Raw genomic sequence first — 23317 nt, forward strand, 5'->3', positions numbered from 1 at the left:
GCCCCTCGCCGGAGCCGATAAGGCTATTCGACCGGGTGGGCGGGCTTCCACGGGGTGGGCCAAGGCTCCCCGACATCCCCCAAATGGCATGCGAGCCGGCCGATTTCCAGACGTATGGCCCGGCCGGCCGAAAAGCGCAGGAGGACTGAATGGTCGTTTTCGAGCACGACGGCCAGCACTTCCAGCATCCGGTCGGGTTCACCGGTCGGGATGTCATGGTGCCGCACGCCTGTCACATCATTGAAAATAAGGGCGGAATGGGTGCGGGAAAAGCCGGTGCCGGCCTCGGTGTCCTCTTCCCAGCGAAACCGGTTCAGCAGCAGGACGAAGCGCTTCTCGTCCTTGAGGTAGGCGCAGTCGCGCACCGCCACGAGGGCGTCCTGGACGGCGGCCGAGATGATGGCCAGGTCGTCGGCATCGAGCGCCGACAGTTTCAGCTTGGCCGTCATCCGCGTCAGCCCTTCAGCCGCTCGATGTCGGCACCGCAGGCGCTGAGTTTCTCTTCCAGGCGTTCGAAGCCCCGGTCGAGGTGGTAGACGCGGTGGAGCATCGTGTCGCCCTCGGCCGACAGGGCCGCGATCGCCAGCGACACCGAGGCGCGCAGGTCGGTCGCCATGACCTCGGCGCCGCGCAGCTTCGGCACGCCGCGCACCAGCGCCGACTGGTGATGGATGGTGACGTTGGCGCCCATGCGCGCCAGTTCCGGCACATGCATGAAGCGGCTCTCGAAGATCGTTTCGGTGATCATCGAGGCACCCTCGGCGCGCGTCATCAGCGCCATCATCTGGGCCTGCAGATCCGTCGGGAAGCCGGGGAACGGCTCCGTCATCACGTCGACGCCGTGCAGCGCGCCGTTGGTCCGGTGCACGCGCATGCCCTTCTCGGTGTTCTCGAGCGTAACGCCGGCCGAGCGCAGGCTGGCGGCCACCGTGTCGATCAGGTCGACCCTGCCGCCGATCAGCTCGACGTCGCCTGCCGTCATCGCGACGGCCATGGCGTAGGTGCCGGTCTCGATGCGATCGGGAATGACCTCGTGCTCGATCGCCTTGAACGAGGTCACGCCCTCGATGGTGAGGGTCTCGGTGCCGATGCCGCCCACCGGCACGCCCATCGCCGACAGGCATTCGGCGAGGTTGGCGATCTCGGGCTCGCGCGCGGCGTTGTCGAGCACGGTCGTGCCCTTGGCCAGCGCCGCCGCGATCATCAGGTTCTCGGTGGCGCCGACCGACACTTTCGGGAAGGTGTAGCGCGCGCCCTTCAGGCCCTTGGGTGCCCGCGCGACCATGTAGCCGCCGTCGATGTCGATCTCCGCGCCCATCTTCCGCAGGCCGGCAATATGCAGGTCGACGGGACGCGCGCCGATGGCGCAGCCGCCCGGCAGGGAGACCTTGGCCTGGCCCTCGCGCGCCAGCAGCACGCCCAGCACCAGCATCGAGGCGCGCATCTTGCGCACGATGTCGTAGGGCGCCGTGGTCGAGGTGATCTTGGAGGCCTTCAGCACCATCGTCGTGCCGTGGCTGTGGCCGTTCTCGCCGGCCGCGGCGGTGATCTCGACGCCATGCTGCCGCAGGAGCTGCATCATGGTGGTGATGTCGGCCAGCCGCGGCACGTTGTGCAGCGTCAGCGGCTGGTCGGTCAGCATCGACGCCACCATCAGCGGCAGGGCCGCGTTCTTGGCGCCGGAGATGCGGATCTGGCCGTTCAGCTGGCGGCCGCCCTTGATGCGAATTCTGTCCATGGCCGCCTCCGCTCAGATTTTCGGCAGGGTGACGCCGCGCTGGCCCTGATACTTGCCGGCCTTGTCGCGGTAGGAAACCTCGCAGGGCTCGTTGCCCTGGAGGAAGAGGAACTGGCACGCGCCCTCGTTGGCGTAGATCTTCGCGGGCAGCGGCGTCGTGTTGGAGAATTCCAGGGTCACATGGCCCTCCCACTCCGGCTCCAGCGGCGTCACGTTCACGATGATGCCGCAGCGCGCATAGGTCGACTTGCCGACGCAGATCACCAGCACGTCACGCGGGATGCGGAAATATTCGACCGTCCGCGCCAGCGCGAAGGAATTGGGCGGGATGATGCAGACATCGGTGTTGCGGTCGACAAAGCTCTGCTGGTCGAAGTTTTTCGGATCGACCACCGACGAATTGACGTTGGTGAAGATCTTGAAGTCGTTTCCGACCCGGGCGTCGTAGCCGTAGGACGACAGGCCGTATGAAATGACGCCCTCGCGCTTCTGGGCGTCGACGAAGGGCTCGATCATGCCCTTCTCCTGCGCCATGCGGCGAATCCAGCGGTCGGAAAGAATGCTCATCAGGGGGCGCTTCTAAAGGAGGGAGGGGGCCGGCTCAACCGCCGGTCTTGTCGGCCGTCCGACCGGTGTCCGCCGGTTTCGGGACGTCCCCCTTGGCGCGCGCCTGCGCCTTGCGCCGTTTCAGGTTTTCGCGCAACGCGGCGGCAAGCCGTTCGGCGCGTTCGTCCTTCTCCGGGACGAGTTTGGAGGGGGCCGTCATGGCCCGGAGGATACACTATCGAGGGGGCGCCGGGGCAGTCTTGTCTGCCGCCCCGGCCACATTCCTGAAGCGTCAGTCGCCCGCCGCAGGGGCGGCCTCGACGGGCTCACCGGGTTCGCCGGCACCGCGTTTCTTGGAATGGTCCGTCGCCAGCATCACGTAGACGGCCGGCACCACGAACAGGGTGAACAGCGTGCCGACCGCCAGGCCGCTGGCGATCACCAGGCCCATCGAGAAGCGCGACAGGGCGCCGGCGCCGGTCGCCACGATCAGCGGCACGACGCCCAGCACCATGGCCGCCGTGGTCATCAGGATGGGCCGCAGCCGGATGGCGGCGGCCTCGATGATGGCCTCGCGCCGCGACTTGCCGGCTTCCTGCAGCTCGTTGGCGACCTCGACGATCAGGATGCCGTGCTTGCTGATCAGACCCATCAGCGTCACCAGCCCGACCTGCGTGTAGATGTTCAGGGTCGCCCCGGGTACCGCCACGGTGCTGAGTGCCATCAGGAAGATCAGCGCGCCGGCGATCGACATAGGCACCGAGAACAGGATGATCAGCGGATCGCGGAAGCTCTCGAACAGGGCCGCCAGCGACAGGTAGATGATGATCAGCGCAAACCCGAAGGTGACGATGAAGCCGCCGGTCTCCTGAACGTACTGGCGCGACGCGCCGCCGTAATCGACCGAATAGCCCACTGGCAGCGTGCGCGCCGCCAGGTCCTTCAGAGTCTCCAGCGCCTCGGCCTGCGACACGCCGGGGAAGGCGACGCCCTGGATGGTGGCGCTGTTCAGCTGCTGGAAGTGGTTGAGCGATTGCGGGATCGCCTTGGTGACGAGCTTCGCGACGGTCGACAGCGGCACCGACGAGCCGTCGGCCGCCTTGATGTGATAGTCGAGGATCTGGTCGATGTTCTGCCGCGAGGACTGCTGGACCTGCGGGATCACCTTGTAGGAACGGCCGTCGAGCGCGAAGTAGTTGACGTAGCCGCCGCCCAGCATCGAGCCCATCGCGCCGCCGATATCGCTCATCTTCAGGCCAAGCTGGGCCGCCTTGTCGCGATCGATGACGACCGTGGCCTGCGGCGCATCGATCTTGAGGTCGGTGTTGAGGAAGATGAAGCGGCCGGTGGCGAGCGCCTCCTGCAGGAACTTCTGCGCCACGTCGTTCAGCACGTCGAACCCGCCCGTCGTGTTGATGACGAACTGGATCGGCAGGCCGGTCGAGCCCGGCAGCGGCGGCGGCTGGAAGGCCACGACCTGCGCACCGGCAATGCCCGCCAGCTCCTGCTGCACGATCGGCTGCAGCTGGTTGGAGGTCATCGTGCGCTTGTCCCAGGGCTTCAGGACGTAGCCCGCGATCGACTGGCCGGGCACGTCGAGCTGGAAGACGTGGTCGGTCTCGGGATGGCTGGCGCCGATCTTGTAGATCTCGCGCGAGTAGATCTGGCGCTGGTCGATGGTCGAGTTGGGCGCCGAGGTCGCAAACGCGATGATGATGCCCTGGTCCTCCTGCGGCGCCAGCTCGCTGCTGGTCGCCGAGTAGAGGTAGACGATGCTGCCCAGCACCAGCACGGCGAAGGTCGCCGTGACCGGCAGGTAGTTGAGGCTGCCGGTCAGCCAGCGCGAATAGCCGCGGCGCAGGCCGTCGAATACGCGGTCGATGCCGCGGATCAGGCGCGCTTCCAGGCCGCGATCGGCGGCGTCGTGCGGCTTCAGCATGCGCGAGCACATCATGGGCGACAGCGTCAGCGCCACGATCGCCGAGATGGTGACGGCGCCCACCAGGGTGAAGGCGAACTCGGTGAACAGCGCGCCGGTCAGGCCGCGCTGGAAGCCGATGGGCACATAGACCGCGATCAGCACCACGGTCATGGCGATGATCGGCCCGCCCAGCTCGCGCGCCGCCTGGATGGCGGCCGGGAAAGGCTTCTGCCCCTCCTCGAGATGGCGGTTCACGTTCTCGACCACGATGATGGCGTCGTCGACCACCAGGCCGATCGCCAGCACCAGCGCCAGCAGGGTCAGCAGATTGATGGAGAAGCCGAAGGCCGCCATCATCGCGAAGGTGCCGATCAGCGACAGCGGAATGGCGATGACCGGAATGATCACCGAGCGGACCGAGCCCAGGAAGGCGAAGACGACCAGGGTCACGATCACCAGCGCCTCGACGAGGGTGCGGATCACCTCGTCGATCGAGCTGTTCACGAACTCCGTCGAGTCGTAGATGACCTGGCCGTTCAGCCCCTGCGGGAGCTGCGCCTGGATCTCGGGGAAGATCTTGCGGACGCCGGCGATGACGTCGAGCAGGTTGGCGGCCGGCGCCACCTGGATGCCGATATAGACCGCCTTCTGGCCGTCGAAGCTCACCTCGGATTCGTAGTCGTCGGAACCCAGGGTCACGTTGCCCACGTCGCTCAGCCGGACGATGGCGCCGTCCTGCTGCTTCAGCACGAGGTTGCGGAACTCCTGCAGCGAACTCAGCGCGGTCGAGGCCTTGAGCGTGGCCTGCACCATCTGGCCCTTGGTCGTGCCGAGGCCCGCGATGTAGTCGTTCGCCGTCAGTGCCTGGCTGACATCGGCGGCTGTCAGGCCGTAGGCCGCGAGCTTCTGCGGATCGAGCCAGGCGCGCAGCGCGAAGTTCTTGGCGCCCAGCAGCTCGGCCGTCTGCACGCCCTCGACCGCCTGCAGCTTGGGCTGCACGACGCGGGTCAGGTAGTCGGTGATCTGGTTGGGGGCCAGCTCCGTGCTGTTGAAGCCGATATACATCGCGTCGATCGTCTGGCCGATCTTCACCGTCAGGATCGGCTGCTGCGTGCCGGAGGGCAGCCGGTTCAGCACCGAGCTCACCTTGGTGTTGATTTCGGTCAGCGCCTTGCTCGAATCGTAGTTGAGTCGCAGGTAGACCGTGATGGTGCTGACACCGCTCTGGCTGGTCGACGTCATGTAGTCGATGCCGTTGGCCTGCGCGATCGCCTGCTCCAGCGGCGTGGTGATGAAGCCCGCGATGACGTCGGGATCGGCGCCGTAATAGGTCGTCATGACCGTGACGACGGCGTTCTCGGTGCGCGGATACTGCAGCACCGGCAGCGCGCTGATGGCGCGCAGGCCGACGACCAGGATCAGCAGGCTCACGACGCTCGCCAGAACCGGGCGGCGGATGAAGATATCGGTGAACTTCATGGGACGATGTCCTGAAAGCTGATTACTTGTCGACGATCTTCGGCGCAGGGTCGTTGGTCGGGACGACGCGGTTGTCCACGATCACCGGCACGCCGTTGCGCAGCTTGATCTGGCCGGAGGTGACGACCATGTCGCCCTCGGCCACGCCCTTCAGGATTGCGACCTGGTCGCCGCGCGTGGCGCCGGTCGTGACGAAGACCTGGCGGGCAACGAGCTGCGGCTTGCCGTCGGGCGTCTTGCCCTTGTCGTCGACGATGTAGACCAGCGAGCCATAGGGATTATAGGCCACCGCCGTCTGCGGCAGCGTTACCAGCCGCTGCGCAGCACCTGTGTCCAGCTCGACCGTGGCGAACATGCCGGGCAGCAGCTTCTGGTCGGCGTTGGGCAGCGTGGCCCGCACCTGTAGGTTACGGCTGGCCGTCTCGATCTTCGGGTTGATGGCGGTGATCTTGCCCTCGAAGGTGCGGCCCGGGAACGCGTCGATCTTGGCCCTGACCTTTTCGCCCACGGTGACCTGCGCCACGGCCTGCTGCGGCAACAGGAAGTCGACATAGATCGGGTCGAGCGACTGCAGCGTGGCGATCACGGTGCCGGCCGAGAGGAACTGGCCGAGATCGACCTGGCGCAGGCCGAGCTTGCCGTCGAACGGCGCCCGCAGCGTCTTCTTCTCGACGATCGCCTTCTGCTGGGCGACCTGCGCCTTGACGTTGCGCAGGTTGGCCTCGTCGTTGTCGACGATCGCCTGGCTGATCGCCTGCGCCTTGAGCTGCTTCACGTCGCGGTCGTAGGTGATCTGGGCAAGCGTCGCCGTCGCCTCGAGCGACTGCAGCTTGGCCACCTCGTCGTCCTTGCGCAGGGCGAGAAGCACCTGCCCCGCCTTCACCTGGTCGCCGGACTCGAAGGTGATCTCTTCGACCACGCCCGGCACTTCGAGCGACAGCTCCGCGCCGCGCACGGCGCGCAGACTGCCGACCGCATCGATCTTGGGCTGCCAGTCGCTGCTCTCGGCCTTCATGGCGGAGACCGTCTGGGGCATGTTGGCCATGCCGGCCATCGCCTCCTTGATCTTGCCGTTGACGAAACCCTTGAAGCCGAACAGCCCGCCGAGCACTGCGCCGACGAGAACCAGCATGATGAGCATTCGCTTGATCATCGTATGCCTCTTGAACCTTGCTTAACGAGTTGATGCCTGATGAACCGCACGCTCAGTGACCGGCGCGCGGCAGCTTGATGTCCTGGACGGGCGGCAGCGCGAAGCGCGTGGGCTTGCCCATCGATTTCGGATCGACGTCGGTCCGGTTCCACCAGCCACCGCCCAGCGCCTGGAAGAGCGCGGCGGTGTCGGAGTAGCGCGCGGCCTGCGCGCGCAGCCGGTTGATGACGGCGGTCTGGTAGGTCTGCTGCGCGTTGAGCAGGATCAGGTAGTTCACCGCGCCCAGCTGGTACTGCTGCTCGGAGAGCCTGAGGCTCGCCGCGGCCGTCTGTTCGGCGGCGACCTGTGCCCGCAGCGTGTCGGCATCGGCCTGCAGCGCGCGCAACGCATTGGCGACGTCCTGGAACGCAGACAACACGACGCCGCGATATTGCGCCGCCGCCCGCTCATAGGCCGCAATCGCGGCCTGCCGCTGATGGTCGAGCCGGCCGCCGTCGAACACGGTCTGGGCGAGGCCGAAGCCGATGCTCCACACGCCCGCACCCGGCACGAGCAGCGAACCGAGGCCGCCCGAGGAGAAGCCCAGCAGGCCGGTGATGGTGAACTGCGGCATCTGATTGGAGACGGCGACGCCGATATCGGCGCTGGCGGAATGGAGCTGCGCTTCGGCGGCCTTCACGTCGGGCCGCTGCTCGACAAGCTGCGAAGGCAGGCTGAGCGGCAGATCGGTCGGCAGCTTCAGCTTGGCCAGATCGAACTTCTCGCCCCGGTCCTGGTCCGGGGTGCGGCCGACCAGCCGCATCAGCCCGTTGCGCTGGATGGCGAGCTGCTTCTCCAGCGGCGGCAGGGTGGCCTGCGTCTGCGTGAGTGCGGCTTCCTGCGCCAGCACGTCGGCGCGCGAGGCGCCGCCCAGGTCGAACTGGCGGCGCACCACGCCCAGCGAGTTGTTGAGGATGGCGATGATGCCCTTGGTCGCGTCGATCTGCGCCTGCAGCGAGGCGAGGTTGATCGCCGCCACGACGACGTTGGAGGTGAGCGTCAGGTACGTCGCCTCGAGTTGGAAGCGCTGGACTTCCGCCAGGGCTTCCCGCGATTCGACCTGGCGCCGCACGCCGCCGAATATGTCGGGCGAATAGGAGATGTTGAGCGACGCCGCCGTGACGCCATAGGTGATCGCCGGGCCGCTCTGGCCCTGCGACGCCAGCGAAACCTGCTGCTGAGTGCCGGACGCATTGGCGCTCAAGGTCGGGAACAGGCTGCCCTGCTGGGCGAAGAAGTTCTCGCGCGCCTGGCGGAGTGCGGCCTGCGCGGCATCGACATCGGGATTGGCCTGCAGCGATTCCTTGATCAGCACATCGAGCTGCGGTGACTGGAACAGCGTCCACCATTCGCCCGGAATATCCATCTCAGGCACGAAGCTCTGCGCCGCGCCGCCGGGGCCGGCCGCCGAGCTGGTCTGCGGCGCCAGCGATTCCGGCGTGTAGCTCGTCTGCGCCGGCTTGTCGGGCTTCACGAAGTCCGGACCCGCGGTGCAGCCCGCGAGAAGGAAAGCCGTGAAGGCGACGAGGAAAGGCGAACGCTTGTGCATGCAGGTACTCGCGAAATTAGGGTGCGGGGGCCGCAGCGCGGCAGATGGCGAGCGTCTGCTCGCGCACGATCTGCTTCATCAGCCGCACGCTGTCGGCGTCGAGGCCGCCGGCCGTGAGGATGGGTCGCTTGTTGTTGTTGCAGAAGATGACGACCTGTCCGATCAGCGCCATCGTGCGCAGGGTCATCTCCTGGCCGGCTTCCGCTTTGCCCTGGATACGGGCGAACAGAGCGAGGCAGGGATTGAAGATCTGCTTCATGCCATTGTCGTGCAGCCGGTCGAGGCCGGGCGTCTCCTCGACCTCGGCGCGGGCGAAGATGAGCCGGCGGCTCTCGACCTGGGTGCCGCTGGTCACCAGGGTGACGAAGGCTTCGAGGAGCTCGCAGAGGAGCTCGCTCAGCGCCTCGTGCGTGGTCGCGGGATCGTCGAGAGCGGCCCGCACGCGTGGCGCCACCTCGGCCATGTGCCGCTCGGTGTCGGCGACGATGTCCTCGATGATCGCGCGGTAGAGGCCTTCCTTGTTGCCGAAATAATACTGGATGGCCGGCAGGTTCACGCCCGCGCCCTCGGCGATCTGCCGGGTGCTGGCGCCCTCGTATCCATGAGCAGCGAAGAGATCGAGCGCGGTTTCCAGGATGCGCCGCCGCGTATCCTCGCCCCTCGCCTGAGTGCCGGGGCGGCCGCGGCCGGTGGTTTGAATGTCGGTCATCAGTACCCTGAACAGCGCTAACCTGGGCGACTTATTTATCGGTCGATATACTATGTCAATCGATAGATATTGTCTTGGATCGCGCAAATTAGCGGCGGCGGCCGCGCCTCTGCGACGTTAGCTTTGCGCCCGAATGCCCAGCTTTACTTATCTCTGGCCCTATCTTGGCCTCGCCATTGCAGTCGGACTGCTATTCCTGCTTTTCATAACCGACTTGCTGCGCTGCAACAAGAGCGGGTCGCGCTGGAACGACCTGCCATGGCTGGCCTGGGCGGGCACGTGGATCTACCTCGTGCACCAGTTCGAGGAGCACGGGATCGATGCCGAGGGCGGGCATTACGCCTTCCGCGGCTTCCTGTGCGCAAACCTGGGCTTCGCCGATGCCGCGACCTGCCCCGTCCCCTATTCCTTCATCACGGCCGTCAACATCGCCGCCGTCTGGCTGGCGGGGCCGGCGGCAGCCCTGCTCGGCCGGCGCTGGCCCGCCCTGGCCCTCAGCTACTTCTCGATCCCCTTCGTGAACCTGTTCGCCCATCTCGGGCCGGCCATCGCCCAGGGCGGCTACAATCCCGGCGTCGTCACCGCGATCGTCCTGTTCCTGCCGCTGTCGCTCTGGGCGTTCCATGTCGCCTTGAAGCGCGATGACCTCGGCTGGCGCGCCGTCATCGCCACTGTCGGCGCGGGAATCGTCCTGCACGCCATCCTGCTCGGATCGCTCAAGGCCTACATCGCCGGCGCGATCAGCGTCGTCCTGCTAGACGCGATCCAGGTCCTCAACCCGGCGATCGCCGGCCTGATCGTCTTACTCGCGACGTGCCGGCGACATCGCCAATAAACGAAATAAACGAAATAAACGAAACGGACCCCCCGGGGGGCGATTCCCGGGGTTGTGATGGCTCGGGACCTAGAGGCACACCGCTCTAAGCGCCAAGCTTCGCCGCCAGCTCCTTCGGCACGCGGACCGGCATGTCCAAAAGCATCTGGGCAAAGGCCTTGGCCAGCGGGTCGGCCTTGAGCGAGGCCATGCCGCCGCCGCCCAGCGCCTGGCGCAGCAGGAAGTTGAAGCCCTTGATGCCGGGCAGCCGCCAGCGCGTGACCGGGCCGTTGATGCGATGGGCGAAGTATTTCGCCACCGCCTCTTCCGTCACCTCGGCATCGAGGATGGACTCGTACTGGGGCTCGCGTGCAAAGATGCCGATGTTGGCATTGTCGCCCTTATCGCCCGAGCGGCCATAGGCCAGTGCGACCAACGGCACGGTGGTCGTATCGCTGGTCGTCGAAGACGAAGCCGGCGGGGCTTCCGTCGGCAATTGCGCGGCCGTGAAGCCGCCGCTCAACGCACCTTCCTGCATCGCGATCTGATGACCACCGACATCGACCGTGACCGGCACCATCGTCTTCGGCACGAGGCAGGAGAACATGCGGATGACCGGCGAGGGCGAGACACGGCCGGCGCCGAAGCTGCCGGTCATGCCGACCACGCCACCGGTCGACATCGGCGAGATCTCGCGGCCGAGCAGGCCGAGCGCTTCCTTCTGGTCGTGCTTGGCCGCGATCTTCACCACGACTTCGCGCGCGTCGGGCGTGCGGCCGTGCGGCCCATAGGTCGCTTCGCTGCCGATCACCTCGATGCTGACGTCGCGATAATCCGCCATGCCCTTCTCGGCGAACATGCGGCGCGTCTTCTTGATGATCGACTCCGCACTGTGCCGGCCCTTGGCCACCGCCTCGCGTCCGCCCAGCATGAAGATCGAGCTGAACTTGTAGCCGTCGGACCAGGTGGTCGAGACCTTGTAGGTGTCGGTCGGCGGCCGTCCCTTCGCGCCGCTGACGCGCACGCGGTCCTTGCCGACCTGCTCGTAGGTCGCCTGCGTGAAGTCGCATACGACGTCGGGCACCATGTAGGCGCGCGGATCGCCGATCTCGTAGAGCATCTGCTCGGCGACCGTCGCGGTGCTGATCAAGCCGCCGGTATTGTCGGGTTTGGAAAGCACGAAGCTGCCGTCGCTCGACACTTCGGCGATCGGGAAACCCATATTGTCGTAGTCGGGCACCAGCCGCCAATCGGTGAAGTTGCCGCCGTTGCACTGCGCGCCGCATTCGATGATGTGACCGCACAGCGTGCCGGCGGCGAGCCGGTCGAACTCCCCCGGCGTCCACGAAAATGCATGGATCAGCGCGCCCAAAGTCACGGCGGAATCGACGCAGCGTCCGGTGATGACCACGTCGGCGCCCTCGGCCAGCGCCCGTGCGATCGGGAAGCCGCCGAGATAGGCGTTCATGCTGGCGATCTTGGCGGGCAGCTCGGCGCCGGTGTCCATCTCGCGGATGCCGGCGGCGCGGAACTCGTCCACCCGCGGCAGGATATCGTCGCCCAGCACGACCGCGACCTTGAGCGTCACGCCTGCGGCCTCGCAGGCCTTGAGCACGGCGTCGCGACAGGCCAGCGGATTGACGCCGCCGGCATTGGTCACGACCTTGATCTTCTTCTCGGCGATCTCGCGCGCCAGCGGCGCCATCACGACGGTCACGAAGTCGAGCGCATAGCCCGCCTGCGGATTGCGCAGCTTCTGGGCCGCCATGATCGACATGGTGACTTCGGCCAGATAGTCGCTCACCAGATAGTCGACTTTGCCGTGGCGCACGAGCTGCACCGCGGCGGTCTCGGTGTCGCCCCAGAATCCCGAATGGCAGCCGATGCGGACGGTCTTGCTCATCGTCTAGCCCTCCGGCTGGATCCCCGCCTCGCGCGCGAGCCTCGTCCATTTCTCGATCTCGGCCTTCTGGAAGGCCAGCAGCTCTTCCGGCGAGCCGGGCTTGAGGATCGTGTTGAAGTCGCGCATGCGCTGCTGCATCTCGGGCTTCGCGTATTCTTCCCGGATGATCGCGTTCAACTTGTCGATGATCGGGCGCGGCGTCTTGGCCGGCGCGAACATGGCGTACCAGCCGTCAAGGTCGAAATCGATGCCCTGCTCGCGCAAGGTCTTGAGGTCCGGCAGGTTGGGCGAACGCTCGCTCGAGATCGACGCGATCGCCTTCACGCGACCGGCCCTGACATGAGGCAGCACGGTGCCGATGTCGGCGATCATGTATTGCAGCGTGCCGCTCAGCACGTCGTTCAGCGCCGGCGGCACGCTCTTGTAGGGCACCTGCACGGCGTCGAAGCCCAGCATCCGCTTCAGGGTTTCGCCGGCCACCACGCCGGTGCTGTTGCCGGTGCCGTAGGAAAGCTTGCCCGGGTTGGCCTTGGCGTAGGCCACGAGTTCCTGGATCGTATTGAAGGGCGCGGCGGGGTTGGCGACGATGCAGAAGGGGACCAGGCCGATGAAGCCGATGGTCTCGAAATCCTTCACCTGGTCATAGGGCACGTTCTTCACCAGCGCCGCGGCGGCTGCGTGCGAGGTGTTCGAGGTGAACATCAGCGTGTGGCCGTCGGGCGCGGCGCGCGCCACGAAGGCGCCGGCGATCGTGCCGTTGGCGCCCGGCTTGTTGTCGACGGTCACCGGCTGGCCGAGCTGCGCGGAGAGTTTCTCGGCGAAGATGCGCGCCATCGTGTCGGTGCCGCTGCCGGGGGCGAACAGGATCACGATGCTGACCGGCTTCGTGGGCCATGCGGCCTGGGCCAGCGCGGCGGTCGATACGGTCGGTCCCAGCGCGGCGGACGCCGCAGCGGAGACCAGGAATTGACGGCGGTCGATCATTGTCTCGTATCCTTCCCTGCTCTGATTTTCTTACTTCTTCTTGCGATTGACGAAGGCGCCCATGCGCTCGATGTGCTCGCCCTCGGCGACCGACTGGGCGAAGGAATCGATGCCGGCCTGCACCGCCTCGTCGAGCGGCAGCCGCTCCCAGCGGCGCATCAGGCGCTTCTGCGCCCGCACCGCGAGCGGCGTCGCGTCGACGATCGAATGCACGCAGCGTTCGACCGCGGCGTCGATCTTCACCGTCTCGACGACTTCCTCGACCATGCCCCAGGCCTCGGCCTTGGCGGAGTCGATGTTCTCGCCGGTGAGCAGCATCCACGAGGTGCGCCCCCAACCGATCAGGCGCGGCAGCAGTGCCGCCTCGACGACGGAGGGAATGCCGACCTTGACCTCGGGCATGCCGAAATGCGCCGTGTCGGTGGCGATGCGCAGGTCGCAGGCCGCCGCCACTTCGAGGCCGGCGCCCAAGGTGTAGCCCTCAAGACGGCAGATCACCGGCACCGGACAGTCGCGGATCGACTGGCAGAGCTTGTGGACCATGGTGATGAAGGTCCGGCCGTCCTCGGACGTGCGCATTCCCGCCATGTGGTTGATGTCGGCGCCGCCGATGAAGGCCCGGCCGCCGGCGCCGGAGAAGACGACGACACGCAGATCTTCCTCGGCCGACAGCGCGTGGAAGGTCTCGGTGAGATCGTGCAGGGCCGACGGGTTCAGGACGTTGAGCCGCCGCGCATTGTCGAATACGAGATGCGCCACCGTGCCGGCCTCGCGCTTGTCGCGCCGGACCTCGATCTTGTGGGCGGCTTCCCCCATGACGTTTCGCTCCGTGGCTCTTTGTGATTGGGTGATTCTCTTCTATTAGAACCCGCCAACGACGCTTCACAAGAGCCAATGCCCGACACCATCGACCTCTCGCGCTACACCGTGTTCGTGCCGCCGGATCCGTTCGAGGATCATGTCGGACCGTTCTATTTCGACATCCAGGGCGATGCCCGGAAGGCCGGCACGGTGCATTGCGTGCTGCCGACCTTGCCACGCCACGGCAACTACATGGGCGGCGTGCATGGCGGCGGCATCCTGACCTTCGCCGACTATGCGCTCTGCCTGGTGGCGGGCCGCGCGGCCGACGGAGGCACCAATACGTCGTTCGCCATGACGGTGAGTATCGCCGTCGAATTCCTGAACGGCGCCGTCATCGGACCGCCGCTGGAAGCGCGTGGCGAGCCGCTGCAGGTGACGGGACGCATGGCCTTCGCGCGCGGCTCGATCACCCAGGAAGGCCGCACCATCGCGCTGTGGTCGGGCGTGTGCCGACACGTCGCGCGCGCCAAGGCGATGGCGCGCAAGGACGAGCAGGCGCCGTCGAGGATAGACCTGCCGCCGCAGGTCGTGCCCGAGGGCTTCGAGCCGTTCAAGGCGAGCCTCTACTCCACGCATATCGGCCCGGCCTTCGTGCGCAAGGAGGCCGACGGCGCCTCGCTGGTGCAGCCCACGCTCGCGCGCATGTGCAACTCCGGCGGCGCGCTGCATGGCGGCTACATGATGAGCTTCGCCGACACCGCCATCACGCGCGCCGCGGCGATGACCAGCGACCTGGCGCCCGCCACGGTCTCCTTCGCCGCCGAGTTCCTGTCCGCCGGCGACATCTCCGCGCCGCTGATCACGCGCGTCGAAGTGCCCAAGCAGGGCAGGTCGATCGCCTTCCTGCGCGGCCTGCTGGAACAGAACGGCCGCGCCCTGCTCTCCTACTCCGCAACGGTGATGCTGAGGCCCCGCCGCTAGAGCGGATCGAAGCGGCCTTAGTGGAGCGCGCCACTCCAGTGGCGCTCAAGCTTCGCCTATGAGCAAGATATGAGCGCAACTGGAGTTGCGCGCTCCCTTGAGCGAGCCGAATCGCGGATCATTCGGCGCTACGCTATGGGGCACCGACTAGAGCTGCGATCTTCGTCACCTCCTGACTGAAGTTCTCGTCCAGCCGGCGCACAGCCGAAAGGTCGTGCGCCTTCGCCGCTTTCTCGACGGCGGCCGCGACCTGGCTCAAGGCATTGGCGCCGATCATGCCCGACGCGCCCTTCACCCGATGCGCCGCGCGCGCGATCGTTTGCAGATCGTCGGTGTCGCGGATCTCGCGTTCGGCGCCGCGGGCCGTGTCGAGGAACTCGCGTTCGATCTCGGCCAGCGTGGCGGGATCGTCGCCGAACAACTCGGCCAGCCGGCCGCGATCGTAGGCCGCGCTCACGCCACGCGCGTCCCGGCCGCATCCTTCAGCCAGACGCCGAGGGTCGCGCGCAACTGCTCGATGCCGACCGGCTTGGTGATGAAACCGTCCATGCCGGCCGCCCGGCTGCGCTCTTCCTCGCCTTCGAGCGCACTGGCGGTGATGGCGAGAATCGGCAGGCGCGCCCGGCCCTCCCGGGCTTCGCCTTCGCGGATGTGTCGCGCCAATTCGAACCCGTCCATGTCCGGCATCTGCAGGTCGGCCAGCACGAGGTCGTATCCACCCTTGCGCCACAGCGCGAGGGCCTCCTCGCCGCCGGCCGCAACGTCGGTCGAGGCACCGGCCAGTTCGAGCTGGCGCGCCAGGATCTTGCGGTTGACCGAATTGTCGTCGACCACCAGGACGCGGCCATTCAATCGCCCGGCCGGGTTCGGCGTTTCGACGGCAGCCGTCCGGCAGCTCATGCGACCGGCCGCGCGCGCGATCGCCCGCACCAATGCATCGCGCCGCCACGGCCGCTTGAGATCGGCCAGGGAAACCTGCTCCTTCACCCCATCGATGCTCACCACGGCGAGGTTCGACACCACGACGTCGACCTCGGCACCGACATCGCGCAGGTAACGCGCCAGCGCGGCGCCCTCCTCGGGATCGGGCAGCGACAGGACGAGCGACAGATCCTTCAGCGGCAGGTCGGCGCCTTGCGGAACGGCCGCCGCGACGCCCAGCGTCACCGTAACGACGAAGGTCGAGCCGATGCCGGCCTCGCTGTCGATTACCACGCTGCCCTGCATCGCCTCCGCGAGGCGGCGCACGATGGACAGACCGAGGCCGGTGCCGCCGAAGCGGCGCGTCGTCGAACTGTCGGCCTGGACGAACGGATGGAACAGCCGGTCGCGCTGTTCCGCGGTGAGGCCGATGCCGGTGTCGGAGACCCGGATGCGAAGGACCAGTCCACGCTTTGATGGTTCGCGTTCGAGCACGAGGCGGACGGAGCCCGCCTCGGTGAACTTGATGGCATTGCCCAGCAGGTTGAACAGGATCTGCTGCAGGCGCAGCGGATCGCCGACCGCACTGGCCGGCGCGTCGGGCGCCACGAAAGCCGACAGGACCAGGCCCTTCTCGGCGGCCTTCGCGGCCAGCGTCTCGGCCACGCCTTCGATCAGCTCGACCGTCGAAAACTCGATCTGCTCCAGGTCGAGGTGCCCCGCCTCGATCTTGGAGAAGTCGAGGATGTCGTCGATGATCCGCAGCAGCGCGGAGGCGGAATAACGCACCGTGCCCAGAGAGTCGCGCTGTTCCGCCGAAAGCTTCGTGCGCTCCAGCACGTCGATCATGCCCAGCACGCCGTTCATCGGCGTCCTGATTTCGTGGCTCATGGTGGCGAGGAAAGTCGACTTGGCCTGGTCGGCCTTCTCCGCCTCGCCCTGCGCCGCCAGGGCCTTGTCGTAGGCGACCTGCAGGCGGCGCGCGAGGTCCTCCTTCTCGTAGGCCAGCGCGATATTGTCGTACTGCCAGCGGTGCACGTCGCGCACATAGGCCATCAGATGGCCGACATAGGCGGCGCCCGCGATGCCCACGAGCTGGTAGAATGGCCCGCCCGAGGCGATCAGCACCAGCAGCAGCGGCGCCGTCGTGGCGACCGCGAAGGCGTAGAAGGTCGGCGGATGGGCCGAGCGGATCGGCACCGCCGTTGTGATCGTGGCCAGCAGCACCAGGCCCAACAGCATGCGCTGCAGCTCGAAGTCCTTGGAGGCCAGCACGAACCCCGCCCATCCCCAGCAGGCGCCGCCCAGGAAGGTGAAGCCCGCGAACCACCAGCCCCAGCGCAGGGTCTGCTCGTCGTCCGGATGGGCCCGGGCAAAATTGCGGCGCAGGGCGTCGAAGCCCAGGGTCACGGCCAGGTAGGCCACGAAGGGTCCGGCCAGCTCCATCGGGTCGATCTGCCGCCAGTAGATGGCCGCGATCACCGGCCACAGCACGAAGGAGAAGTAGCGCGACGGGGCCGATCCCTCGAACAGCCGCCGCACCAGCTCGGCACGGACGAAGCTGTCCTGCTGGGCGGCCGGATCGGCAACGGCGAGCGTCATTCACATCCTGGGGACTAGGGTTGGGGGCGCCACCCGCGGGATGCGGCTAGAGATTGCGCATGCGCAATCGTATCAAAAATATCAAGAAAACAATATAATTCATTGAGAAATAGTGTTATTTTGAGGGCATTAAAAGTCATTTATTAGGTTAAGTCATGCAGCTTCCGTCCGTGTTGTTGGTCGAGGACGACGCATTTCAGCGCAAGGCCGCCGAGACCTATCTTTCCAGCCATGAACTCAAGGTAACTGCCGTCGAGAACGGCGCCCAGATGCGCCGCCAGATCTCCCGCGCGATGCCGGACCTGGTCCTGCTCGACGTGCAGCTTCCGGGCCCCGAAGACGGGTTCGCGCTGGCCCGCTGGCTGCGCGAGAGCAGCCCCCGCGTCGGGATCATCATGCTGACGGCGTCCGCCGACCCGGTCGACAAGGTGCTGGGCCTCGAGAGCGGCGCCGACGATTACGTTGCCAAGCCCTACGAGCCGCGCGAACTGCTCGCCCGCTGCAAGAGCGTGCTGCGCCGCTCGGTGAACAAGACTACCCCGTCGCGGCTGGAGCGCGTGAAGATGGGCGGGCACATGCTCGACCTGTCCAAGCGGCAGCTCCTGGACGGGGAGAACGGCGACGTACCGCTGACCTCGGGCGAGTTCGACATCCTGAAGACCTTCGCCGAGAACCCCAACCGGCCCTTGTCGCGCGACTGGCTGCTGGAGACGACCAGCCACCGCGCCCGCGACCCGTTCGACCGGGCGATCGACCTCCGGATCACGCGCATCCGCCGCAAGATCGAGCCGGCGCCCGACAAGCCGACGGTGATTCGCACCGTGCGCGGCGTCGGCTATATGTTCGTGCCCCCCGCCGAATAGCCGGGCTATAAGGTCCCGCCCCGGCCCGGCCGGGGCGGCCAAACGGTCGGGGGCCCGTAGTTCAGCGGTTAGAACGAGCCGCTCATAACGGTTATGTCGCAGGTTCGAATCCTGCCGGGCCTACCAACCACCCTGGGTTGTTTGACCTACTATCTGAAGGAACCTAGAAAGCGCCGCCTTTGCGGCCCTTTTTACGTCTTGAGCGATACCAGAGACCGGCCAATTTGCGCCTCAAAGTGCGTCTTCTGCGGTTTCTGGCCGAAAGTCTCCGAACGCCCAAAAGGCAGTCACTACTCTACCTTTGATTGTATCAGTATAATAGTTCGACTTTCGAATCTTGCCGCAGAACCTTATCAGCTCCCTGCTTCGCCGTGGGGAAGAGTGGGCCGGTTGGCTAATTTTTGAGCTCTTATCCATTTGCCCAATACTTCAGCAATTTCGGAGAGCACCTCTTGATCGTTTCGACCCGACCGAACCAAGACGCCAAACGAATGGTCGGCGTGTTTCACTGGCCAGAAAGTCGCCCGTTTCCCTAAGCGCTTAATTGCCCTTCGCAGGAGCGAAGGCTTAGCTAGCTCGTCCCGCGTGCCTTGGACAAATAATTGAGGAATTCGGACGTCGAGAAGATGCTCCGCGCGTTCAATCGAGGGCTTTTCAGGTGTGTGCAGCGGAAATCCTAAGAACACCAAGCCGCGAACATCCGGAAGCGGTTCCAGCGCCTGCGCCTGGGAAGTCATACGACCGCCGAACGATTTGCCTCCCGCAAACAGAGGGAGCGTCGGCGCCAGCTTCGCCGCCTTTTGGACAGCCGCACGTATGGCCGCGTGAGCTGTGGCCGGTCGATCAAGCCGCTTCAGGCCTGCCTCCATGTAAGGAAATTGGAATCTGAAGGTGCTTACACCTGCCTCAGTAAGCAGATCAGCTACGGACGCCATGAACGGATGTGACATGCCGGCCCCCGCCCCGTGCGCGAGTACAAGTAGCGCGGTAGCGCGGGGCGCCTTTTTATAGAGAGCAGAAACGGTCGTACCCGGCTTTACTAGCAGCCTAAGCCGTCTCGCTTTAACAACAGCTTTCATAGCTCAAGCTCCGCAGCACAAAAAGGCCCAGCGACAGTCTAGCTGATCAGTCGCGATAGCGCGCTTCGCCAAGCTCGGAAGGGACGGTACTCCGGTGGTGCTTCGCAATAACAGAAGCGGGATTCACTACCTGCTCATCGGACGCTGCTGGGCTCCCTTAAGCGAGCCCGTCGCGGATGCCTTGGCTGGGATTCAAAGGAATGCGAGCTCTCCAAGGGATCGCCAGCTCACTCGAATGCTGGCATAACGCTGCTCAACGCCGCCTCAAGCAACAGGGGGCGCTAGGAGCGAGCCACGCAACCCTTACGTCATGTCGATGACGTCACGGACCCCGGCAGCCAGCTATTTGAAAGTGATGGGCTGGGAGATGAGCTGGACGCCGGCGTCGAGCCGGCCGTGGTGGACGATGGCGCTTCTAGAATAGTCGGTGGTGAACAGGACCTTGAGACCCGGCCTGAGCGTGGCAGCGGCATCGGCCAGGACGCGGCCGCTCTTGCCGGGCAGCACGACGTCGGTGAACAGCAGATCGATGCGCGTCGGGCTGTGCAGAATCGCCAGGGCAGCTTCAGCCTCGGACGCCTCGAGCACGCGGTAGCCCAGCTCCTTCAGCACCATCGAGCTGTAGGTGCGGACGTCCTCCGGTAGTGGCACCAAGCCGACGGTAGCAAAGAATCGAGAGATGTCGGCGGCTAGGGGGTAAAGCAGACATAACGCCGACGGGCGGTCACGTCAGCTCATGACCGAAAGCGGACGTGAGGCCTGCAATTGCAAGCGTCATCCGCCACGAGGATCACGGCGAGGCGACGTTGCTCGCTCAATCGGGCAATCCGGCGAGACGACATCCTTCGGTCATCGTCTGTCGATATGTCGGAAAATTATCATCAACGACCATGTTCGATATCGAGGCGTCCGGGCGCAGCTCGAGGAGGGTTTTCACCGCTGCACGGGCCTCGTGCACTTGTCCGGCATGGGCGCGGGCGGCAATCAACGTCAATAGCGACGGTGGATATCCCGGCTGGTGGCGCAGGGCGTCTTCAGCCAGCTCAGCCGCCTTGGCGAAATCACCGCTGTGCAAATACGCATTGGCCAGCGCGTTCTGGGTGAACGGCGCGCGTTGGTCGCGCGGATTGAGCCGCAAAGCGCGCTCGAAGTAAGGTATTGCCGGTTTACCCAGACGAAGGCACGCGAAGCCCCTGCGGTGCCAGGCAAAGAAATGATTCGGATCGAGTTCGGTCGCCTTCTCAAAAAGGGGAAGGGCTTCTTGGGGTGATCCGGCGAGATATTCCCAGACGAACCCGCTCAGTACGAGCACTCGTGGATCATTACGATCCAGATCGAGTGCCTTGCGCGCCAGGCGTTCGGCTTCCTTCGCCTCGCGTTCGAGGTCGGCCGCCCATCTCCAGGCTTTTCGCTGGACATAGCAAATCCCGGCCTGTGCCCAGGCCAGCGCAAAGTGGGGGTCTAAGTCCATCGCACGCTGGAAATATGACAGCGCTTCATCAGTCGCCTCTCGGGTATGCTGGCCGATGCAAGCCCAGCCCCGTAGGGAACAGTCATAGGCGGCCAGGCTCCCGGTCGGTTCGCTCGACCGGCGTTCGATCTCAGTTCGTTCCAGATTGGGAATGATTGCTATTACTGAACGGGAGGCGATCTCATCCTGAAGCGCGAAAATATCGGCGAGGTCGCCGTCGAAGCTCTCGGCCCAGATATGGGCGCCGGAGTGAGCGTCAACTAGCTGGCCGGTAATGCGAACTTTCGTTCCCGCTTTGCGCACACTGCCATCGAGCACGTAGCGCACGCCCAGTTGCCGCCCGACCTGGCGCACGTCCGGCGATACACCCTTGTATGAAAAGCTGGAGTTGCGCGCGATCACAAATAGAGCCTTGGTACGCGACAGCGCAGTGATGATGTCCTCGACTAGGCCGTCAACGAAGTATTCCTGCTCTGGATCACCAGACATGTTTTGAAAGGGAAGAACTGCGAGGGAAGGTTTATCGGGCAATACCAGTGGGCCATCGGCCGTCTCTGCAGTCGAAGTAGGCCCAACAATGTCACCGCCAAACGGACCTCGATCGGGCGGCGACGGGCCCGCTTGTGGCGCGGTGACCACCGGCATCTTCAATAGATATCCGCGGCGATGTCGGGTCTCGATGTAGTGTGGCTTCCGCGCATCGTCGCCTAGCGCATGTCGCAACTCATGGATGCAGGAGGTAAGCGCATCGTCACTTACGGCGAGCCCGTCCCACACCTCATCAATGAACATCTGTTTGGTGACGACCTGCCCGGCATGCTCGACGAGAAGCGACAGAACGGCAGCGGCGCGCGGTGTGAGCTTAGCCTCGCGGCGGTTGCGCCAGAGCTGGCCTGTGTGTGCGTTGAAGCGACAGTGGCCAAACGTCAACAGCCGATCCGCGGCGGCATCCCGGGCGGTCATGCGATTTTCCAGACGTTTCCCAGAAGTTCCCAGAACTCCGCCATTACTCCTCTCAAGCGACACGAATAAATGTTGCACGCCGTCCTCCACGCAGCAATCGACAGACAGGGAGAAAGTGCATGAATACAATCTACAGAAGCACAGTAGCTGCCGTCGCCTTAATCGGCCTCTCCTCGCCAACCTCGGCCGACGTGATTTCCGACTGGAACGAGAAAGCCGTAGCGTTCGTGGTCGCCGGCGGTATGGCGCCGCCGCCGTCCTCACGCATCCTGGCCATGACTCATTTGGCTATGTTCGACGCGGTCAACTCAATCGAGGGGCGCTACCGGCCGTATTTGGCTCACGTACCATCTCCCGCCGGGACCTCGCATGACGCCGCAGCGGCGACCGCTGCTGCCCACATCCTCGCCAGTGTCGATCCCAAAACCGAGCCCACGATAAAAGCTGCGCTCTCGGCCTATCTGGTGACGATGCCCGAAGGGGCCGCGAAGCAGGAAGGAATCAAGCTCGGCGAAGCCGTGGCGGCAAAGCACCTGCACGCGCGCGCCAATGATAATTCGCGCGCGTCGGATACCTACCGGGCGCGGGTGGCGGCGGGAGACTATTCGCCCACTGTACTGCCCGTCATGTCACATTGGCCGAGGGTCACGCCGTTCACCATGGCGAGCGGCGACTCGCTCCGACCCAGGCCACCTGTCGCTCTGAACAGCGCCCAGTGGGCCGCCGACTACAACGAGATCAAAGAACTGGGCGCGCGCGACAGCACGAAGCGTACGGCACGCCAGACGGAGGACGCGCGCTTTTGGCTGGCCACCGATGGCCGAGTCTACTATCCGCTGGTTAAGACCGTTGCTGCTGCACGGAAGATGCCAGTAGCTGACAGCGCCCGGCTTTACGCGCTTACGGCCGCCGCCTGGGCAGACGCGCTGATCGCGGTGTGGGATGCCAAGTTCCACTATAACTTCTGGCGGCCAATGACGGCCATCCGCAACGGCGATATCGACGACAACCCGGCTACTGATCGCGACGCTGCCTGGATGCCGATCGACGCGACGCCAATGCACCCGGAGTATCCCTGTGCTCACTGCATCGTGAGTGCCGCAGTGGGCAGCGTTCTGGAGACTGTGCTGGGCACCCCTGAGATCCCGGAAGTAGCGTTCTCAAGTCCTACCTTGCCAAGTGTGACACACCGCTGGAGCAATGTCCGAGCCTTCTATCAGGAGGTCGCCGAGGCACGCATCTGGGCAGGGTTCCACTACCGGTTCTCGACGCGCGTCGGACAAGAGATGGGAGTCAAGATCGGCGCAAACGCCGCCACGGGTATCCTGCTCCCCGTCGCCGTTACAACGCGGTGAGCTGATAAGGCCCTCTTCTCGCAAAAGAGGGGAGAGGGCCGAAGATCGAAAGTGGCAGGCGACGACTTTGCAGGCCCAACCCGGATTTTCCATCGGCACTCGATTTCAACCAGGACACGGCTTCCTCAAAACTACCCGCCAGAAAGTTCGCGATCGGCATACGCGGCCGATGCGCTGTCGTGCATCATCGACTGTCTCATATCTGGCTAGCGATGTCGGCTATTTGCACTAAGCGGACCTGGCGGGACGCCCGCTGCGTTCGAATTCGGCCCGCCCAGCCTTCTGGTCGCGCCGTAGAAGGATTTCGCAGCGCGCCGTTGATGCAGCATCAAATGATGCTGCTGTTTCGAATCTTGTCTTGGCTACCACTCCCCCCGGGGCGGTTCTCGTGACCGCGCGGACCATGCCGCGCAAAAAACGCGAAGACGCGCTAGGATGAGTGC

Annotated in this window: 20 protein-coding genes and 1 tRNA gene; 5 read left to right on the forward strand and 16 right to left on the reverse strand. The window is 65.4% G+C overall.

What is annotated here, in order from left to right:
* Positions 1 to 23: 23 nt before the first annotated feature.
* The 8 genes from AC1ROX_RS13670 to AC1ROX_RS13705 all read right to left on the reverse strand — a co-directional run bounded on the left by AC1ROX_RS13670 (position 24) and on the right by AC1ROX_RS13705 (position 9134).
* Positions 24 to 449 (reverse strand): DUF2948 family protein, encoded by a 426-nt coding sequence (locus tag AC1ROX_RS13670; protein WP_493126400.1) that lies wholly within the window; start codon positions 447 to 449, stop codon positions 24 to 26.
* A gap of 5 nt (positions 450 to 454) precedes the next feature.
* On the reverse strand, positions 455 to 1738 hold the full coding sequence (gene murA / locus AC1ROX_RS13675; protein ID WP_493126402.1) for a UDP-N-acetylglucosamine 1-carboxyvinyltransferase: 1284 nt from the start codon (positions 1736 to 1738) through the stop codon (positions 455 to 457).
* Between the two features lie 12 nt (positions 1739 to 1750).
* A complete protein-coding gene (gene dcd / locus AC1ROX_RS13680; protein ID WP_068190442.1) occupies positions 1751 to 2305 on the reverse strand; it encodes a dCTP deaminase in 555 nt (184 codons plus the stop codon).
* Between the two features lie 34 nt (positions 2306 to 2339).
* Complete coding sequence (locus AC1ROX_RS13685) at positions 2340 to 2504, reverse strand: hypothetical protein (protein ID WP_493126405.1); 165 nt, start codon at positions 2502 to 2504, stop codon at positions 2340 to 2342.
* Positions 2505 to 2576: 72 nt separating this feature from the next.
* Positions 2577 to 5684 carry an efflux RND transporter permease subunit gene (locus AC1ROX_RS13690; protein WP_493126407.1) on the reverse strand — a complete coding sequence of 1036 codons (3108 nt, stop codon included), beginning with the start codon at positions 5682 to 5684 and terminating at the stop codon, positions 2577 to 2579.
* A 22-nt stretch (positions 5685 to 5706) separates the two neighbouring features.
* The gene (locus AC1ROX_RS13695; protein WP_493126409.1) at positions 5707 to 6837 is read right to left on the reverse strand and encodes an efflux RND transporter periplasmic adaptor subunit; all 1131 of its coding nucleotides are present in this window, start codon (positions 6835 to 6837) and stop codon (positions 5707 to 5709) included.
* Between the two features lie 52 nt (positions 6838 to 6889).
* On the reverse strand, positions 6890 to 8425 hold the full coding sequence (locus tag AC1ROX_RS13700) for an efflux transporter outer membrane subunit (protein ID WP_493126411.1): 1536 nt from the start codon (positions 8423 to 8425) through the stop codon (positions 6890 to 6892).
* A gap of 16 nt (positions 8426 to 8441) precedes the next feature.
* Complete coding sequence (locus AC1ROX_RS13705) at positions 8442 to 9134, reverse strand: CerR family C-terminal domain-containing protein (protein ID WP_493126413.1); 693 nt, start codon at positions 9132 to 9134, stop codon at positions 8442 to 8444.
* A gap of 133 nt (positions 9135 to 9267) precedes the next feature.
* Here AC1ROX_RS13705 and AC1ROX_RS13710 point away from each other — a divergent pair, with 133 nt between their 5' ends.
* Positions 9268 to 9969 carry an HXXEE domain-containing protein gene (locus AC1ROX_RS13710; protein ID WP_493126415.1) on the forward strand — a complete coding sequence of 234 codons (702 nt, stop codon included), beginning with the start codon at positions 9268 to 9270 and terminating at the stop codon, positions 9967 to 9969.
* An 85-nt stretch (positions 9970 to 10054) separates the two neighbouring features.
* On the opposite strand, the gene AC1ROX_RS13715 is transcribed toward AC1ROX_RS13710, so the two are convergent.
* The 3 genes from AC1ROX_RS13715 to AC1ROX_RS13725 are packed head-to-tail and all read right to left on the reverse strand — an operon-like array spanning position 10055 to position 13651.
* Positions 10055 to 11851 carry an acyclic terpene utilization AtuA family protein gene (locus AC1ROX_RS13715; protein WP_493126417.1) on the reverse strand — a complete coding sequence of 599 codons (1797 nt, stop codon included), beginning with the start codon at positions 11849 to 11851 and terminating at the stop codon, positions 10055 to 10057.
* Between the two features lie 3 nt (positions 11852 to 11854).
* Positions 11855 to 12835, reverse strand: coding sequence for a Bug family tripartite tricarboxylate transporter substrate binding protein (locus tag AC1ROX_RS13720; RefSeq protein WP_493126419.1), 981 nt, complete (start codon positions 12833 to 12835; stop codon positions 11855 to 11857).
* Positions 12836 to 12865: 30 nt separating this feature from the next.
* Positions 12866 to 13651, reverse strand: a complete 786-nt coding sequence (locus tag AC1ROX_RS13725; RefSeq protein ID WP_493126421.1) for an enoyl-CoA hydratase — start codon at positions 13649 to 13651, stop codon at positions 12866 to 12868.
* Positions 13652 to 13729: 78 nt separating this feature from the next.
* Between AC1ROX_RS13725 and AC1ROX_RS13730 the strand changes: the two genes are divergently transcribed.
* Positions 13730 to 14620 carry a PaaI family thioesterase gene (locus AC1ROX_RS13730; RefSeq protein ID WP_493126423.1) on the forward strand — a complete coding sequence of 297 codons (891 nt, stop codon included), beginning with the start codon at positions 13730 to 13732 and terminating at the stop codon, positions 14618 to 14620.
* 133 nt (positions 14621 to 14753) lie between these two features.
* Here the strand turns inward: AC1ROX_RS13730 and AC1ROX_RS13735 are convergent, their stop codons facing one another.
* Both AC1ROX_RS13735 and AC1ROX_RS13740 read right to left on the reverse strand, forming a co-directional pair.
* On the reverse strand, positions 14754 to 15077 hold the full coding sequence (locus tag AC1ROX_RS13735) for an Hpt domain-containing protein (RefSeq protein WP_493126425.1): 324 nt from the start codon (positions 15075 to 15077) through the stop codon (positions 14754 to 14756).
* Complete coding sequence (locus AC1ROX_RS13740; RefSeq protein WP_493126427.1) at positions 15074 to 17143, reverse strand: ATP-binding protein; 2070 nt, start codon at positions 17141 to 17143, stop codon at positions 15074 to 15076. The genes AC1ROX_RS13735 and AC1ROX_RS13740 overlap by 4 nt, the downstream gene beginning before the upstream one ends.
* Before the next feature lie 155 nt (positions 17144 to 17298).
* Here AC1ROX_RS13740 and AC1ROX_RS13745 point away from each other — a divergent pair, with 155 nt between their 5' ends.
* Both AC1ROX_RS13745 and AC1ROX_RS13750 read left to right on the forward strand, forming a co-directional pair.
* On the forward strand, positions 17299 to 18006 hold the full coding sequence (locus AC1ROX_RS13745; protein ID WP_493126429.1) for a response regulator: 708 nt from the start codon (positions 17299 to 17301) through the stop codon (positions 18004 to 18006).
* Positions 18007 to 18056: 50 nt separating this feature from the next.
* Positions 18057 to 18132, forward strand: a tRNA-Ile gene (locus AC1ROX_RS13750).
* A gap of 227 nt (positions 18133 to 18359) precedes the next feature.
* Here the strand turns inward: AC1ROX_RS13750 and AC1ROX_RS13755 are convergent.
* The 3 genes from AC1ROX_RS13755 to AC1ROX_RS13765 form a co-directional block, all read right to left on the reverse strand.
* Complete coding sequence (locus AC1ROX_RS13755) at positions 18360 to 19085, reverse strand: alpha/beta hydrolase family protein (protein WP_493126431.1); 726 nt, start codon at positions 19083 to 19085, stop codon at positions 18360 to 18362.
* 342 nt (positions 19086 to 19427) lie between these two features.
* Entirely contained in the window at positions 19428 to 19736 is a 309-nt protein-coding gene (locus AC1ROX_RS13760) for a response regulator (protein ID WP_493126433.1), read from the reverse strand.
* 163 nt (positions 19737 to 19899) lie between these two features.
* On the reverse strand, positions 19900 to 21519 hold the full coding sequence (locus tag AC1ROX_RS13765; protein ID WP_493126435.1) for a tetratricopeptide repeat protein: 1620 nt from the start codon (positions 21517 to 21519) through the stop codon (positions 19900 to 19902).
* A gap of 119 nt (positions 21520 to 21638) precedes the next feature.
* Here AC1ROX_RS13765 and AC1ROX_RS13770 point away from each other — a divergent pair, with 119 nt between their 5' ends.
* On the forward strand, positions 21639 to 22874 hold the full coding sequence (locus AC1ROX_RS13770; protein WP_493126437.1) for a vanadium-dependent haloperoxidase: 1236 nt from the start codon (positions 21639 to 21641) through the stop codon (positions 22872 to 22874).
* Positions 22875 to 23317: the final 443 nt, after the last annotated feature.

It is taken from the genome of Reyranella sp. GW821-FHT14A01, assembly GCF_058803965.1.